Origin of the sequence: Duffyella gerundensis (assembly GCF_001517405.1) — a bacterium.
GTDB lineage: Bacteria > Pseudomonadota > Gammaproteobacteria > Enterobacterales > Enterobacteriaceae > Duffyella > Duffyella gerundensis.
The window spans coordinates 747,902-762,470 of record NZ_LN907827.1; the positions used below are offsets into that span (position 1 = coordinate 747,902).

At 54.6% G+C, this 14,569-nt stretch carries 13 protein-coding genes; 11 read left to right on the forward strand and 2 right to left on the reverse strand.

Annotated features, from left to right (window positions below; genetic code table 11):
- Positions 1-43 precede the first annotated feature (43 nt).
- A complete protein-coding gene (gene yaaA / locus EM595_RS03370) occupies positions 44-820 on the reverse strand; it encodes a peroxide stress protein YaaA (RefSeq protein ID WP_067427865.1) in 777 nt (258 codons plus the stop codon).
- A 203-nt stretch (positions 821-1,023) separates the two neighbouring features.
- On the opposite strand from yaaA, the gene tal reads away from it, so the two are divergent.
- The 6 genes from tal (at position 1,024) to EM595_RS03400 (ending at position 7,995) form a co-directional block, all read left to right on the forward strand.
- Positions 1,024-1,977 carry a transaldolase gene (gene tal, locus EM595_RS03375; protein ID WP_067427867.1) on the forward strand — a complete coding sequence of 318 codons (954 nt, stop codon included), beginning with the start codon at positions 1,024-1,026 and terminating at the stop codon, positions 1,975-1,977.
- Between the two features lie 117 nt (positions 1,978-2,094).
- Positions 2,095-2,682: a molybdopterin adenylyltransferase gene (mog, locus tag EM595_RS03380; RefSeq protein ID WP_067427869.1), complete on the forward strand. Its 588-nt coding sequence runs from the start codon at positions 2,095-2,097 to the stop codon at positions 2,680-2,682.
- A 122-nt stretch (positions 2,683-2,804) separates the two neighbouring features.
- Entirely contained in the window at positions 2,805-4,106 is a 1,302-nt protein-coding gene (locus EM595_RS03385) for an MFS transporter (protein WP_067435117.1), read from the forward strand.
- Positions 4,107-4,334: 228 nt separating this feature from the next.
- Positions 4,335-6,254 (forward strand): molecular chaperone DnaK, encoded by a 1,920-nt coding sequence (gene dnaK / locus EM595_RS03390; protein ID WP_067427872.1) that lies wholly within the window; start codon positions 4,335-4,337, stop codon positions 6,252-6,254.
- 105 nt (positions 6,255-6,359) lie between these two features.
- The gene (gene dnaJ, locus EM595_RS03395; protein ID WP_067435119.1) at positions 6,360-7,502 is read left to right on the forward strand and encodes a molecular chaperone DnaJ; all 1,143 of its coding nucleotides are present in this window, start codon (positions 6,360-6,362) and stop codon (positions 7,500-7,502) included.
- 202 nt (positions 7,503-7,704) lie between these two features.
- On the forward strand, positions 7,705-7,995 hold the full coding sequence (locus EM595_RS03400; protein WP_067427873.1) for a Bor family protein: 291 nt from the start codon (positions 7,705-7,707) through the stop codon (positions 7,993-7,995).
- Between the two features lie 214 nt (positions 7,996-8,209).
- On the opposite strand, the gene rpsT is transcribed toward EM595_RS03400, so the two are convergent.
- Positions 8,210-8,473, reverse strand: a complete 264-nt coding sequence (gene rpsT / locus EM595_RS03405) for a 30S ribosomal protein S20 (protein ID WP_067427874.1) — start codon at positions 8,471-8,473, stop codon at positions 8,210-8,212.
- A gap of 319 nt (positions 8,474-8,792) precedes the next feature.
- On the opposite strand from rpsT, the gene ribF reads away from it, so the two are divergent.
- Genes ribF through ispH form a run of 5 tightly spaced genes read left to right on the forward strand, consistent with a single transcriptional unit; the run spans position 8,793 to position 14,485 of the window.
- On the forward strand, positions 8,793-9,731 hold the full coding sequence (ribF, locus tag EM595_RS03410) for a bifunctional riboflavin kinase/FAD synthetase (RefSeq protein ID WP_067427875.1): 939 nt from the start codon (positions 8,793-8,795) through the stop codon (positions 9,729-9,731).
- Positions 9,732-9,758: 27 nt separating this feature from the next.
- Positions 9,759-12,575, forward strand: coding sequence for an isoleucine--tRNA ligase (gene ileS / locus EM595_RS03415; protein ID WP_067427876.1), 2,817 nt, complete (start codon positions 9,759-9,761; stop codon positions 12,573-12,575).
- Entirely contained in the window at positions 12,575-13,087 is a 513-nt protein-coding gene (lspA, locus tag EM595_RS03420) for a signal peptidase II (protein ID WP_067427877.1), read from the forward strand. The genes ileS and lspA overlap by 1 nt, the downstream gene beginning before the upstream one ends.
- A complete protein-coding gene (gene fkpB / locus EM595_RS03425) occupies positions 13,084-13,554 on the forward strand; it encodes an FKBP-type peptidyl-prolyl cis-trans isomerase (RefSeq protein WP_067427879.1) in 471 nt (156 codons plus the stop codon). Before lspA ends, fkpB begins: the two co-directional genes overlap by 4 nt.
- On the forward strand, positions 13,535-14,485 hold the full coding sequence (gene ispH / locus EM595_RS03430) for a 4-hydroxy-3-methylbut-2-enyl diphosphate reductase (protein WP_067427884.1): 951 nt from the start codon (positions 13,535-13,537) through the stop codon (positions 14,483-14,485). Before fkpB ends, ispH begins: the two co-directional genes overlap by 20 nt.
- The last annotated feature ends 84 nt before the right edge of the window (positions 14,486-14,569 follow it).

Consider the following 14,569-nt stretch of genomic DNA (forward strand, 5'->3'; position numbering starts at 1 on the left):
CGGGAAAAGGTGGATTGAACGGGGCGCCTGCTGGCGCCCTTTTTTATGCCTGTTCGGCGCGACGAAACACCAGTTCGCTGTCATTGCTGGCCGCGGCATCAAAGCGGTAACCGTCAACGGCAAACGCGGTCAGCCCTTCTGGCGTGGCGATCTGATTCTCAATCACAAAGCGGCTCATTAAACCACGCGCCTTCTTGGCGTAGAAACTGATCACTTTATAACGGCCATTTTTCTCATCAAGGAACACTGGCTTAATAATGCGGGCGTTGAGCGACTTCACCTTAACCGCTTTGAAATACTCATCAGAGGCGAGATTGATCAGCACGTCATCGCCCTGTGCCGCCAGCGCCGCGTTCAGGGTTTCGGTGATGGTCTCTCCCCAGAAGTGATAGAGATCGTTGCCTGCCGGGTTCGCCAGCTTGATGCCCATTTCCAGACGATAAGGCTGCATCAAATCGAGTGGGCGCAGCACGCCATACAAACCGGAAAGCATACGCAGATGAGACTGGGCGTAGCTGAAATCCTGCTCGCTAAACGTCTCTGCCTGCAGGCCTGTATAGACGTCGCCTTTGAAAGCCAGAATGGCCTGACGGGCATTATCAGGCGAGAAGGGCGGTTGCCAGGCATTAAAGCGTTCGGCGTTGAGCATCGCCAGTTTATCGCTGATGCTCATCAAAGAGGCGATCTGCGCGGGAGAAAGCTGGCGCGCAATATCAATCAGCCGTTGTGATTTATCTAACAGTGCGGATTGCGTGAAGGTTTGCGTCGCCAGCGGGCTTTCGAAATCCAGCGTTTTGGCGGGAGAAATCACCATTAACATCGTTTGTTTCCTGCTTAACCCGCTGAATTGCGGAGACAATAAAAAAAATATCCTGCCCGGATGGTAACAAAAAACCGCCGCCGGGTGGCAAATCAATACTATCAGCGAGGGCTATCATGCTCGCCTTGCGCCGCGGTTTCCCCGTGATATTATCGCAACAGACTTTTTACACCCTCACAGTCTAACTTAAGAGAATCACAACCATGACGGACAAACTTACTTCCTTACGTCAGTTCACTACCGTAGTGGCTGACACCGGCGATATTGCCGCGATGAAGCTGTACCAGCCGCAGGACGCCACCACCAACCCTTCCCTGATTCTTAACGCCGCGCAGATCCCTGAATATCGCAAGCTGATTGATGAAGCGATCGTCTGGGCGCGCGCGCAGAGCAACGATAAAGAAGAGCAGATTCAGTACGCTTCGGACAAGCTGGCCGTCAATATTGGTCTGGAGATTCTTAAGCTGGTGCCGGGCCGCATCTCCACCGAAGTGGATGCACGCCTGTCTTATGACACCGAAGGCAGCGTTAACAAAGCGCGCAGCCTGATCAAGCTTTACAACGACGCAGGCATCAGCAACGAGCGCATCCTGATCAAGCTGGCCTCAACCTGGCAGGGCATTCGTGCGGCTGAGCAGCTGGAAAAAGAGGGCATCAACTGTAACCTGACGCTGCTGTTCTCCTTTGCCCAGGCGCGTGCCTGCGCCGAAGCGGGCGTGTTTTTAATCTCGCCTTTCGTCGGTCGTATTCTGGATTGGTACAAAGCCAATACCGATAAAAAAGAGTATGCGCCGCACGAAGATCCAGGCGTGGTTTCTGTCTCTGAAATCTATGAATACTACAAGCAGCACGGCTATGAAACCGTGGTCATGGGCGCCAGCTTCCGTAACGTAGGCGAAATCATTGAACTGGCGGGCTGCGATCGCCTGACCATTTCTCCGGCGCTGCTGAAAGAGCTGGCAGAGAGCGAAGGCAGCCTGGAGCGTAAACTCTCCTGGAACGGCGAAGTGCAAGCGCGTCCGGCTAAAATGACCGAGTCGGAGTTCCTGTGGGAACATAATCAGGATCCGATGGCGGTGGATAAACTGGCACAGGGCATCCGCAATTTTGCCGTTGATCAGGGCAAACTTGAGAAAATGATTGCCGAACTGCTGTAAACCGATCGTTGTGGCTGCCGCCAGGCGGCCACATTTTTGTCATTTTCATCTACTATTCGCCTTCAGGCGCCTTCTTTTGTTCGCCTCTCTGGCGTCGTCACTAAGTGAATACACCCTATGAACACGTTACGTATTGGATTGATCTCCGTCTCAGATCGCGCCAGCAACGGCATCTATCAGGATCAGGGCATCCCTGCGCTGGAAAGCTGGCTGCAAAGCGCGCTGGCCAGCAGCTGGGAGGTAGAGACGCGGCTGGTGCCCGATGAGCAGTCGCTGATTGAACAGGCGATCTGCGAGCTGGTGGATGAGCGCTTCTGTCATCTGGTTCTGACCACCGGCGGCACCGGGCCGGCGCGCCGCGATGTGACGCCGGATGCCACGCTGGCAGTGGCCGATCGTGAAATGCCGGGCTTCGGCGAACAGATGCGCCAGATTAGCCTCAACTTTGTGCCGACCGCTATTTTGTCGCGTCAGGTGGGCGTTATCCGTAAACAGTCGCTGATTATCAATCTGCCAGGCCAGCCGAAATCGATCAAAGAGACGCTGGAAGGCGTCAAAGATGAGGCGGGTAATACGCGGGTGCACGGAATTTTTGCCAGCGTACCTTACTGTATTCAACTGCTGGATGGCCCTTACGTGGAGACGCACAGCGCGGTAGTAGCAGCTTTTCGTCCGAAAAGCGCCAGGCGTGAAACAAACCTCTAAAAATCCCGTTTTTCAGGCATAAGATGCAGGCTCGCTGGTGTGGCGGAAAAGTGACGGTATAGTAAGCGCAGCTTTACAGTGCAAACTTACTTTTTTTTGCCTCCGGGAACCTACGCATCATGATGGCTCAGCAAACCCACCCCCGTCTTAATCGTCAGGATTACACCACGCTGTCGCTGGCAGCGCTGGGTGGCGCGCTTGAATTCTACGATTTCATTATCTTTGTCTTTTTCGCTGCGGTGATCGGGCAGCTGTTTTTCCCGCCCGACATTCCAGAATGGCTGCGACAGATGCAAACCTTTGGCATTTTTGCCGCGGGTTATCTGGCCCGTCCGTTGGGCGGCATTATCATGGCGCATTTTGGCGATAAAGTGGGCCGCAAGAAGATGTTCAGCCTGAGCATTTTACTGATGGCGCTGCCGACGCTGGCGATGGGCGCGCTGCCGGTTTACCACCAGATCGGCATTGCTGCGCCGCTGTTGCTGCTGTTGCTGCGTCTGTTGCAAGGGGCAGCCATCGGCGGTGAAGTGCCGGGCGCCTGGGTTTTTGTGGCCGAGCACGTGCCGGAAAAACGCATCGGTTTCGCCTGCGGCACGCTGACTGCCGGACTGACCGCTGGCATTTTGCTGGGGTCGCTGGTGGCCACGCTGATCAATACGGTGATGCCGCCAACGGCGGTGGCCGATTATGGCTGGCGCATACCGTTTTTTCTCGGCGGCATTTTTGGCCTGATCGCCATGTACCTGCGCCGCTGGCTGCATGAAACTCCGGTGTTCAAACAGATGCAGCAGCGCAAGGCGCTGGCGGATATTCTGCCCATCAAGGCGATTCTTGCCCGCCACAAACGCAGCATAGTAGTGTCGATGTTGCTCACCTGGCTGTTATCCGCCTGCATCGTGGTGGTGATTTTAATGGCGCCTGCGCTGATGCAGAAACAGCATCACATTGCCGCTGCGTTAACGCTTCAAGCCAACAGCCTGGCGACGCTGATGCTGATCGTCGGCTGTATCCTTTCCGGCCTGCTGGTCGATCGCTTTGGCGACGGTAAAGTCCTTATGGTCGGCAGCGTGCTGTTGGGGATCTGCAGCTGGCTCTTTTTCCAGCTGGCCGCAGGGTCAACCGCCGCTCTGTTCATTACCTACGCTCTCGCTGGGCTCAGCGTTGGCGTGGTTGGCGTGGTGCCTTTTGTGATGGTCTCTGCCTTTCCCGCGGCGGTGCGTTTTACCGGCATCTCGTTTTCCTACAACGTGGCTTACGCCATTTTTGGTGGGTTAACGCCGATTTTTGTCACTCTGATGATGCCGTTAACCCCGATGGCACCGGCATTTTATGTGCTGGCCCTGGCGGCGATCGGTTTTCTGGTCGGGGTCTGGTTAAATGGCCGTCATTCCCGTGGTGATGTTCTTAACGAAGTGAACGCCTGATCCCCGCCTGTCACGGCGCTCACCGAGCGCCGTTTTTCTGCCTTTTTCATCCCGCCACGAAAATTTTTTCACGTTTAACCCTTGATGCTGTGTGAAGCGGCCCCATTTACTTGTCATCGCAATGTTGTGAGTCAAAAAAAAGCGGACGCTGAGAGTTGAAACAGCTGAAAGCGACCGCATAACAGGTTCACAACCGAATTAATACGAATTTAAGTGGGAGATGTTCAGATGGGTAAGATTATTGGTATTGACCTCGGTACAACTAACTCATGTGTTGCAATCATGGACGGTGGTAAAGCACGCGTTCTTGAGAATGCCGAAGGCGACCGCACCACACCTTCCATCATTGCTTATACGCAAGATGGCGAAATTCTGGTAGGCCAGCCGGCTAAGCGTCAGGCTGTGACCAACCCACAGAACACACTGTTCGCTATCAAGCGCCTGATTGGTCGTCGTTTCCAGGACGAAGAAGTGCAGCGTGATATCAAAATCATGCCGTACAAAATCATGAACGCTGACAACGGCGACGCGTGGATCAACGTAAAAGATCAGAAGCTGGCACCACCGCAGATCTCTGCTGAAGTGCTGAAGAAAATGAAGAAAACGGCTGAGGATTATCTGGGCGAACCAGTAACCGAAGCGGTTATCACTGTACCTGCTTACTTCAACGACGCACAGCGTCAGGCGACCAAAGATGCCGGTCGTATCGCAGGTCTGGAAGTAAAACGTATCATCAACGAACCTACCGCTGCTGCGCTGGCATACGGTCTGGACAAAGGTCAGGGCAACCGTACTATCGCGGTATATGACCTCGGTGGTGGTACTTTCGATATCTCTATTATCGAAATCGACGAAGTTGAAGGCGAAAAAACTTTTGAAGTTCTGGCGACCAACGGTGATACCCACCTGGGTGGTGAAGACTTCGATAGCCGTCTGATTAACTATCTGGTGGCAGAATTTAAGAAAGACCAGGGCATCGATCTGCACAACGATCCGCTGGCGATGCAGCGTCTGAAGGAAGCGGCTGAGAAAGCGAAAATTGAGCTTTCTTCTGCTCAGCAGACCGACGTTAACCTGCCGTACATCACGGCGGATGCAACCGGTCCTAAGCACCTGAACATCAAAGTGACCCGTTCTAAACTGGAGTCGCTGGTTGAAGATCTGGTTGCACGTTCAATCGAGCCGCTGAAAGTTGCACTGCAGGATGCGGGTCTGTCCGTGACTGACATCAACGACGTGATTCTGGTCGGTGGTCAGACACGTATGCCAATGGTTCAGGCGAAAGTGGCCGAGTTCTTTGGTAAAGAGCCACGTAAAGACGTTAACCCGGACGAAGCAGTTGCCGTAGGCGCAGCGGTTCAGGGTGGCGTGCTGGCTGGTGAAGTGAAAGACGTTCTGCTGTTGGACGTTACTCCGCTGTCGCTGGGTATTGAAACCATGGGCGGCGTGATGACGGCGCTGATTTCCAAGAACACCACGATCCCGACCAAGCACAGCCAGGTGTTCTCAACGGCAGAAGATAACCAGTCTGCGGTGACCATTCACGTGGTGCAGGGTGAGCGTAAGCGCGCAGCGGATAACAAATCGCTGGGTCAGTTCAACCTTGATGGTATCCAGCCAGCACCGCGCGGCATGCCGCAGGTCGAAGTGACTTTCGACATCGATGCCGATGGTATCCTGCACGTTTCCGCTAAAGATAAAAACAGCGGTAAAGAGCAGAAGATCACCATTAAAGCGTCATCCGGTCTGGACGAAGCTGAAATCGAAAAAATGGTGCGTGATGCTGAAGCCAACGCCGAAGCTGACCGTAAATTTGAAGAGCTGGTGCAGACCCGCAACCAGGGCGACCAGATTGCCCACAGCACGCGTAAGCAGCTGGACGAAGCGGGTGACAAACTGTCAGCTGACGACAAGGCTCCGATCGAAGCGGCCCTTACCGAGCTGAACACCGCGCTGAAAGGCGAAGACAAAGCGGCCATCGAAGAGAAGATGCAGGCGCTGATGCAGGTTTCCAGCAAACTGATGGAAATGGCACAGCAGCAGGCTCAGGCGGGCGCAGCGGATGCCGGTGCGGCGGATGCTTCTGCGAAATCAGATGACGACGTTGTCGATGCTGAGTTCGAAGAAGTTAAAGATAACAAAAAATAATCGCCCTTGATCGGGCACGGCGGTTGCCCTGACAACCGCTGTTAACCAGCACGGGCGGCGGAGTTTTCTCCACGCCCGTTCATGTTTGTTAAGGGCATTAAAAACATGGCGAAGAAAGACTATTACGAGATTTTAGGCGTTCCGAAATCGGCGGAAGAGCGTGAAATCAAAAAGGCCTATAAACGCCTGGCGATGAAGTTCCATCCCGACCGTAACCAGGGCGACAAAGACGCCGAAGGTAAATTCAAAGAGGTCAAGGAAGCGTATGAGATCCTGACCGATGCGCAGAAGCGTGCCGCTTACGACCAGTATGGTCACGCAGCCTTTGAACAAGGCGGCGGTGGTGGATACGGCGGCGGCGGCTTTGGCGGCGGTGGCGGTGCAGACTTCAGTGATATCTTTGGCGACGTATTCGGTGACATCTTCGGCGGCGGACGTCGTCAGCGTGCCTCACGTGGTGCCGATTTACGCTACAACATGGAGTTAACGCTGGAAGAAGCGGTACGTGGCGTGACCAAAGAGATCCGCATTCCTACTCTGGAAGAGTGCGATATCTGTCACGGTAGCGGCGCGAAAGCGGGTACGCAGCCGCAGACCTGCCCAACCTGTCACGGTGCGGGCCAGGTGCAGATGCGTCAGGGCTTCTTCACGGTGCAGCAGGCGTGTCCAACCTGTCATGGACGCGGTTCGGTGATTAAAGATCCGTGTAATGCCTGTCACGGTCATGGACGCGTTGAGAAGTCAAAAACGCTGTCGGTGAAAATTCCGGCCGGTGTGGACACAGGCGACCGCATTCGCTTAAACGGCGAAGGTGAAGCCGGTGAGCAGGGCGCGCCAGCAGGCGATCTCTACGTTCAGGTAGCGGTGAAGAAACACCCAATCTTTGAACGTGAAGAGAATAACCTCTATTGCGAAGTGCCGATCAACTTCGCGATGGCTGCACTGGGTGGCGAAATCGAAGTGCCTACGCTGGATGGCCGCGTGAAGCTCAAGGTGCCTGCAGAGACGCAGACCGGCAAGCTGTTCCGCATGCGTGGCAAAGGCGTTAAATCGGTACGTGGTGGCAACCAGGGCGACCTGCTGTGCCGCGTAGTGGTTGAGACGCCGGTTAGCCTGAACGAGAAGCAGAAGTCGCTGCTGCGTGAGCTGGAAGAGAGCTTTGGTGGTGCGGCGGGTGAGAAGAACAGCCCGCGCTCAAAAAGCTTTCTCGATGGCGTCAAAAAGTTTTTCGACGATTTGACTCGCTAAGCGGAAACGCTGCGGTAAACATAAAAAGCCCCTGCACTGCAGGGGCTTTTTTTATTGCTGTACTATTTTGCTCAACGTATCCGTTAAGACGTACTCAAAAACCTTTCTAATGTTTCTGCTGTCGCTGTCGATAACCTGATTGCTGGCTGAGTGATGATTTCACTCAGCATTTATTATTTCATTTCAGGCGATAAGGATATTTATGAACAAGCTTTGTGTTGCGGCGTTGTTGGCTCTGAGTTTAACCGGCTGTGCGCAGCAGACTTTCGTAATGAAGCAGAATCAAGTTGGTGCGGCGACGAAAACCACCAGCCAGCCGTTCTTTGTTTCAGGTATCGGTCAGCGTAAGAGCATTGATGCGGCGCAGGTATGCGGCGGCCAGGAAAAAGTTAGCCGGGTTGAAGTGCAGCAGACGTTTGTTAATGGCTTACTGAGCCTGGTGACGTTTGGTATCTACACGCCACGTGAAGCGCGCGTTTATTGCGCCATCTAATCATGCCTCAGGCCGGTTCGCCGGCCTAATCCTGCCTGTTATTCTCCGCGTACCAATCCTGTCTTTCCTGACATCACATTCAGCATTTAACGGCCAGCAGGCAACGTTCACATCCACGCTATCACGCAGGTTTGTCAGCGCATTGGCGAATCGCAGGCATAAAAAAACCGGCTAGCAGCCGGTTCTTTATACAAAGCTTACAACAGGGTGGCAATTACGCCATTTTGTTGATTGCAGCAGTCAGGTTTGACTTATGACGCGCAGCTTTGTTTTTGTGGATCAGACCTTTAGCAGCCTGACGGTCCACGAGTGGTTGCATTTCGTTAAATGCGTTCTGTGCAGCTTCTTTATCGCCAGTAGCGATGGCCGCGTGTACTTTCTTGATGAAAGTACGCATCATTGAACGACGGCTTGCATTATGCTTACGACGCTTCTCAGATGTTACGGCGCGTTTCTTAGCTGATTTGATATTAGCCAAGGTCCAACTCCCAAATGTGTTCTATTAGGACAAATCAAAGGCCGAGGACTATGCCTTTTAAGCCTTCTGTTGTCAATGGATTTGTGCAAATAAGCGCCGTTTGTGGAACAACGCCTGATTACGTATTTGATGGCGCAGGATTCTACCAGCTTCGTCCCATTGAATACAGTATTTCGCCAGAAAAAAATCGGCGATGTAGGCAGATGTGGCCTTACTGGCGCGAAATGCCGTGAAGAATCGACTAAAGCCGCGTAACACGGGTTAACCTTAACCGCTGTACAAGGTATAATCCGCCACTTTCCACACGTTTGAGTCAGCCATGAAGTTCATACGCGGTATACATAATCTCAGAGCACAGCATCGCGGCTGTGTGCTGACGATCGGTAATTTCGATGGTGTACATCGTGGACATCAGGCGCTGCTAACACGGCTGTGTGAAGAGGGGCGTAAACGCCAGCTGCCGGTAACGGTGATGCTGTTTGAGCCGCAGCCGCTGGAGCTGTTTGCCGGTGCCAACGCGCCGGCGCGTCTGACCCGCCTGCGGGAGAAGCTGCGCTATCTGGCTGAGCTGGGCGTTGACTCGGTGCTCTGCGTGCGTTTTGATCGCCAGTTTGCGGCGCGCACGGCACAAAGTTTTGTCAGCGATCTGCTGGTCGACAAGCTGAACGTGAAGTTTCTCGCCGTAGGCGATGATTTCCGCTTCGGCGCTGGCCGCCAGGGGGATTTCCTGTTATTACAGGACGCTGGCGCCCAATATGGCTTCGATGTCGTCAGTACGCAGACTTTCTGCGAAGACGGCAAGCGCATCAGCAGCACCGCGGTACGCCAGGCACTGGCCAGTGACGATTTGCCGCTGGCGGAATCGTTGCTGGGCCATCCTTTCACGATTTCCGGCCGCGTAGTGCATGGTGATGCGCTGGGAAGAACCATCGGCTTTCCTACTGCCAATCTGCCGCTGCGGCGCTTTGTCTCGCCCGTGAAGGGCGTGTACGCGGTTGAAGTGCGCGGCCTGACCGATGCACCGCTGCCAGGCGTCGCCAATATCGGCACGCGGCCCACGGTGGCCGGAATACGACAACAGTTAGAAGTTCATCTGCTGGATATTGCAATGGACCTGTACGGACGCCATATAGAAGTGGTGTTACGTCAAAAAATACGCAATGAGCAGCGCTTCGCATCGCTTGATGAACTGAAAGCGCAAATTGCCCAAGATGTGGTGACCGCCCGACAATATTTCGGGCTACAAACACCGGTCTAAACACCGAAATACGGAACCGAGAATCTGATGAGTGACTATAAATCTACCCTGAACTTGCCGGAAACGGGGTTCCCGATGCGTGGCGATCTGGCCAAACGCGAACCGGGAATGCTGCAGCGTTGGTATGATGACAATCTGTACGGCATCATCCGCGAAGCCAAAAAAGGGAAAAAAACCTTTATTTTGCATGATGGCCCTCCCTATGCGAACGGCAGCATTCATATTGGTCACTCGGTTAACAAGATTCTGAAAGACATTATCGTTAAGTCGAAAGGCCTGGCGGGATATGACTCACCTTATGTGCCGGGCTGGGACTGCCACGGTTTGCCGATTGAGCATAAAGTTGAGCAGATGATTGGCAAGCCGGGTGAAAAGGTCAGCGCTGCTGAATTCCGCGCAGCCTGCCGTGCCTATGCCGCCGAGCAGGTGGAAGGCCAGAAAAAAGATTTTATCCGTCTCGGCGTGCTTGGCGACTGGGATCGCCCTTACCTGACGATGAATTTCCAGACCGAAGCGAACATCATTCGCGCGCTGGGAAAAATCATCGGTAACGGTCATCTGCATAAGGGTGCCAAGCCGGTTCACTGGTGTCTCGACTGTCGTTCAGCGCTGGCTGAAGCAGAAGTGGAGTATTACGACAAAACCTCACCGTCCATTGACGTGATGTTCAACGCGGTCGATCCCGCCGCGGTTGCGGCCAAATTTGGTGTGACCGACGTTGCAGGCCCGGTTTCGCTGGTGATCTGGACCACCACGCCGTGGACCATGCCGGCTAACCGCGCTATCTCGCTACATCCGGAATTTGAATATCAGCTGCTGCAGATCGAAGGCCGCGCGCTGATTCTGGCGAAAGATCTGGTTGAGAGCATGATGAAGCGCGCGGGCGTCAGCGAATGGACGGTACTGGGTACCGCCGCAGGCGCTGTACTGGAGCTGATGCCGTTCCAGCATCCTTTCCTGGATCACCACTCTCCGGTGGTGCTGGGCGAACACGTAACGCTGGATGCCGGTACCGGTGCGGTACATACCGCGCCAGGCCACGGCCCGGATGACTATGTGATCGGCCAGAAATATGGCATTGAAGCCGCTAACCCGGTTGGCCCGGATGGCGCATTCCTGCCGGGCACCTGGCCTGGTCTGGATGGCGTTAACGTCTTTAAGGCCAACGACATGATCGTTGAGCTGCTGCGTGAGAAAGGCGCACTGCTGCACGTTGAAAAACTCCATCACAGCTATCCACACTGCTGGCGCCACAAAACGCCAATCATCTTCCGTGCCACGCCGCAGTGGTTTATCAGCATGGATCAGAAAGGCCTGCGCGCGCAGTCGCTGAAAGAGATCGGTGCGGTGCAGTGGATTCCAGACTGGGGACAGGCGCGCATTGAGTCGATGGTCGCCAACCGTCCGGACTGGTGTATCTCGCGTCAGCGTACATGGGGCGTGCCGATGGCGCTGTTTGTGCACAAACAGACCGAGCAGCTGCACCCGGACACGCTTGAGCTGATGGAGAAAGTGGCTCAACGCGTTGAGCAGGATGGCATTCAGGCCTGGTGGGATCTCGATGCCCGCGAGCTGATGGGCGATGATGCCGATCACTACGATAAAGTGCCGGATACGCTGGACGTCTGGTTTGATTCCGGCTCCACCAGCTATTCCGTGGTCGATGCCCGTCCTGAGTTTGGCGGTCACACGCCGGATATGTACCTGGAAGGCTCCGATCAGCATCGCGGCTGGTTTATGTCATCGCTGATGATCTCAACCGCCATGAAAGGCAAAGCGCCGTATCGCCAGGTATTGACGCATGGCTTCACCGTGGATGGACAGGGGCGCAAAATGTCCAAGTCCATCGGCAACACCGTGAGCCCGCAGGATGTGATGAACAAGCTGGGCGGCGATATTCTGCGTCTGTGGGTCGCCTCAACCGATTATTCGGGCGAAATGGCGGTCTCTGATGAAATCCTGAAGCGTGCGGCGGACTCTTATCGTCGTATTCGCAACACCGCGCGTTTCCTGCTGGCTAACCTCAACGGGTTTAATCCGGAAACCGATCTGGTGAAGCCAGAAGAGATGGTAGTGGTGGATCGCTGGGCGGTAGGACGTGCGCAGGCGGCGCAGGCAGATATCATCAACTCGTATGAAAACTACGATTTCCATGAGGTGATTCAGCGTCTGATGCAGTTCTGCTCCATTGAAATGGGCTCGTTCTATCTTGATGTGATCAAGGACCGTCAGTACACCGCCAAGAGCGATGGTCTGGCGCGTCGCAGCTGTCAAACCGCGCTATGGTATATCGCCGAGGCGCTGGTGCGCTGGATGGCACCGGTAATGTCTTTCACCGCCGATGAAATCTGGAATGCTCTGCCGGGCAAACGTGCGAAATACGTGTTCACTGAAGAGTGGTTCGATGGTCTGTTTGGCATGACCGCCGATGAATCAATGAACGATGCTTATTGGGCGGACCTGCTAAAGGTGCGCGGCGAAGTGAATAAAATCATTGAGCAGGCGCGCGCAGAAAAACGCATTGGTGGGGCACTGGAAGCCAGCGTAACGCTGTATGCCGATGCCGATCTGGCCGCTAAGCTGATGGCGCTCGGCGATGAGCTACGCTTTGTACTGTTGACCTCAGGTGCGCAGGTGGCGGATTACGCGCTGGCCACCGACGAGGCGCAACAAAGTGAACTGCTGAAAGGGCTGAAAATCGCGCTGCATAAAGCAGAAGGCGAGAAGTGCCCGCGCTGCTGGCATTACGCCACCGACATTGGCCAGAACGCTGACCATCCTGATATCTGTGGCCGCTGTGTGACGAACGTCGCTGGCGCCGGTGAAGAGCGTAAATTTGCCTGATGACCAGACCAATTTTATCGACAGGGCTACGCTGGTTGTGGCTGGTAGTGGTGCTGATTGCGGTGGATTTTGCCAGTAAGCAGTGGGTGATGAGCAACATGTTGCTGCATCAAACGCTGTCCATCATGCCTTCCCTGAATCTGTTCTATGCGCACAACTATGGCGCGGCGTTCAGTTTCCTGGCCGATAAAGGTGGCTGGCAACGCTGGTTTTTTGCCGCCATTGCGATTGCTATCGCCGTGGCTTTGCTGGTGATGATGTATCGCACGCCAGCCAGCAAAAAACTCAATAACATCGCCTATGCGCTGATCATTGGCGGCGCACTGGGCAACCTGTTTGACCGAACCTGGCACGGTTTTGTGGTTGATATGATCGATTTTTATGTCGGCAACTGGCACTTTGCCACGTTTAACATTGCCGACTGCGGCATCTGCGTAGGCGCCGTGCTGATCGTGCTTGAGGGCTTTTTATCGCCCGCGGGCAAACAGGCGAAGCATAAAGGTAAAGCATGACAGAGCTTGTGCAGCACGACAGCGCCATTCTGGTGCATTTTGTTCTTAAACTGGAAGACGGTTCTACCGCTGAGTCGACGCGCGCCAACGGCAAACCGGCGCTGTTTCGCCTTGGCGACGGCAGCCTGTCGGCGGGCCTTGAAGCGGAACTTATTGGGCTGAAAGCGGGCGACAAGCACGCGTTCACCCTGACGCCAGAGAATGCATTTGGCATCGCCAGCCCGGATATGATTCAGTACTTCTCCCGCCGCGATTTTGTGCAGGCAGGCGAGCCAGAAATCGGTGCAATTATGTTGTTCACCGGCATGGACGGCAGCGAAATGCCAGGCGTGATACGAGAAATTTCCGGCGATTCGATCACCGTGGATTTTAACCATCCTTTAGCCGGGCAAAGTATCCATTTTGATATCGATGTGCTGGAGATAGATCCGGTACTGGAGACGAATCATGCAAATCCTGTTGGCTAACCCACGCGGATTTTGTGCTGGCGTAGATCGTGCCATCAGCATCGTTGAGCGGGCGCTGGAAATGTACGGCGCGCCAATCTATGTGCGTCACGAAGTGGTGCATAACCGTTATGTGGTGAATAGCCTGCGTGAGCGCGGCGCCATCTTTATTGAAGAGATCAGCGAAGTACCGGACGGTGCAATTCTGATTTTTTCTGCTCACGGCGTCTCTCAGGCGGTACGTGCGGAAGCGAAAGCGCGTGCGCTGACCATGTTGTTCGATGCGACTTGTCCACTGGTGACCAAAGTGCATATGGAAGTGGCGCGAGCCAGCCGCAAAGGCACCGAAGCGATTCTGATCGGCCATGCAGGCCATCCGGAAGTGCAGGGCACCATGGGACAGTACAGCAATGACAACGGCGGGATGTATCTGGTGGAAGCGCCGGAAGATGTCTTTAAGCTGCAGGTAAAAGATGAGAACAACCTGTGCTTTATGACGCAAACCACGCTCTCTGTGGATGACACCTCCGATATCATCGATGCGTTGCGTGAGCGCTTTCCAAAAATTGTTGGCCCGCGTAAAGATGATATTTGTTATGCCACCACCAACCGTCAGGAAGCGGTGCGTTCGTTGGCCGAAGAGGCCGAGGTGGTGCTGGTGGTAGGATCGAAAAATTCCTCCAACTCGAATCGCCTTGCCGAACTGGCACAGCGTGCGGGCAAACTGGCACGCCTGATCGATTCTGCCGATGACATTCAGGAAGCCTGGCTGAAAGATGTCACCTGCGTTGGCGTGACGGCCGGTGCGTCAGCACCTGATATTCTGGTGCAGCAGGTGATTCAGCGTTTACGCGAACTGGGCGGCGTCGACGTTACCGAGCTGAGCGGTCGCGAAGAGAACATCGTGTTTGAAGTGCCTAAAGAGCTGCGGGTGGATGTCCGCCAGCTCTGACGTTGAAGATCTCACCTAAAATGGCGCACAGGATGCGCCATTTTTTATGCCTGCTGCCCGCGCACGTTGTTCCCTTCGCTGAAC